At 63.9% G+C, this 2310-nt stretch carries 1 protein-coding gene; it reads left to right on the top strand.

Annotated elements, in window-relative coordinates:
• Positions 1 to 35: 35 nt before the first annotated feature.
• The coding region (locus tag ACTWQF_RS36705; protein WP_443284115.1) for a non-ribosomal peptide synthetase at positions 36 to 2310 on the top strand (2275 nt) is incomplete at its 3' end.

Raw genomic sequence — 2310 nt, 5'->3', positions numbered from 1 at the left:
TCGGGTCTCCGATTGCGGGGCGGACCGACAGCGCGTTGGAGGACTTGGCGGGGTTTTTCGTCAACACTCTTGTCTTGCGGGTGGATTCCTCGGGTGATCCCACGTTCCGTGAGCTGGTCGGTCGGGTTCGCGATGTCGATGTTGCGGCGTATGAGCATCAGGATGTGCCGTTTGAGCGTTTGGTGGAGGCGGTCAATCCGGTTCGGTCGTTGGCGCAGCATCCGTTGTTTCAGGTGGCGTTTGCTCTCAATAATGCGGAGGAGCATGATTTCGCGTTGCCGGGCACGACGGGGGGTTTGTATTCCCATGATTTCAGTCCGGGGAAGTTCGACCTGTCGTTCGTGTTCGACGAGTATCGGAGCACTGGCGGGGCGCCGGTCGGCATGGAGCTGTCGCTGACGTACTCCGAAGACCTCTTCGACCGCGAGACCGCGTATCAGCTCGGCAGCTATCTGGTTCGTCTCCTGGGTCAGGTGGCGGAAGATCCCGAGCTGCGTCTAGGCCGCGTCCAGCTCCTCGATGCGGACGAAGAACACGAGCTGCTGGTCGAGCGCAACGACACCCAAAGGCCCGACGTCACTCCCACACCGCTGCCGGATCTCTTCCAGGAGCAGGTGGACAGGACACCCCACGCCACCGCACTCGAACACGCCGGCATCCACCTCACGTACGCCGAACTCAACACCCACGCAAACCAACTCGCGCACCACCTCAACGCGTACGGCGTCGGGCCGGAATCACGCGTTGCGCTGCTGCTCGGGCGATCGGTTGAGACGGTCGTCGCCGTCCTCGCGGTGGCGAAAGCGGGTGCGGCGTACGTGCCGATCGATCCGGCGTACCCGCGAGAGCGAGTCGGCTTCATGGTGGCGGACAGCGACGCTGTGCTGGTGCTCACCAAGTCCGCCTTCAGCGACCTGGTGCCGACGGAAACGCCGAAGCTCATACTTGACGACCCGGAATTGGTGGGCGAGGTGCACCGGTACCCGGATGTCCCGCCCGATGTGGAGGTGCCCTGCGATGCCGCCGCGTACGTGATCTATACATCCGGTTCAACGGGGACTCCGAAGGGTGTGGTGGTCTCGCACGCCGGATTGGCTGGGCTGGCGCGAGCCCAGGTGGAGCATTTCGCGCTCACCGGTGCATCGCGGGTGTTGCAACTGGCCTCACAGAGCTTCGATGCCGCAGTGCTTGAAATGCTGATGGCCTTCGCCTCCGGCGGAACCCTGGTCGTCCCGCCGGGCTCGGTGGGATTGACCGGTGGGGAGTTGGCCGACGCGCTCGTCGAGGGGCGGATCTCCCATGCTCTGCTTTCACCGTCCGTATTGGCGAGCATGCCGGTGGTGGAATTGCCGTCGCTTCGGACGCTGTTGGTCGGCGGAGAGGCCATCAGTAGTGAGCTGATCGCCCGGTGGGCCCCTGGCCGACTGATGCTGAACCTGTACGGGCCGACCGAGGCAACGGTCTGGGTCACCGTAGGAACGGTTGGCGTGGATTCGGACAAGCCGATCATGGGCCGCCCCACCCTCAACACGCAGGTCTATGTGCTGGATGGTCGGTTGGGTGTGGTTCCTGCGGGTGTGGTGGGGGAATTGTATGTGGCGGGTGTGGGTTTGGCTCGGGGGTACTGGGGTCGTGCTGGGTTGAGTGCGGAGCGGTTTGTGGCGGATCCGTTTGGCCGGGCGGGGTCGCGGATGTATCGGACCGGGGATTTGGTGCGGTGGAACCGGGACGGCGTGCTGGAGTTCGTGGGGCGTGCTGATGATCAGGTGAAGGTGCGGGGGTTCCGGATCGAGCCTGCGGAGATCGAGAACGCGTTGACCGGGCATGTGGGGGTGTCCGAGGCGGCGGTGGTGGTGCGCGAGGACCAGCCGGGCGACCGGCGTGTTGTTGCTTACGTCGTGTCGGCTTCGGACGCCGAGGTGGATGCCGGCCGGCTTCGGGAGTTCGTACGTTTGCGGTTGCCGGAGTTCATGGTGCCGTCGGTTGTGGTGGTGTTGGACCGGCTTCCGGTGACGGTGAATGGGAAGTTGGATCGGGGTTTGTTGCCGGTTCCGGTGGTTTCGGGTGGTGGGGTTTCTCGGGCTCCGGGGTCGTACGCGGAGGTGGTGTTGTGTGGTTTGTTTTCTGAGGTGTTGGGTGTTGAGGGTGTGGGTGTGGATGATGGGTTTTTTGATTTGGGTGGTCATTCGTTGTTGGCGACGCGTTTGGTGTCGCGTGTTCGGGGGGTTTTGGGTGTTGAGCTTGGTGTGAGTGCGGTGTTTGATGCGCCGTCGCCGGGGTTGTTGGCGGAGCGTGTAGCCGGTGCGCGTG

This window comes from Streptomyces sp. 8N114 (assembly GCF_052245835.1).
GTDB lineage: Bacteria > Actinomycetota > Actinomycetes > Streptomycetales > Streptomycetaceae > Streptomyces.
The sequence above is the reverse complement of the archived record's forward strand: the minus strand, read 5'-3'. Positions and strand labels throughout refer to the sequence as shown.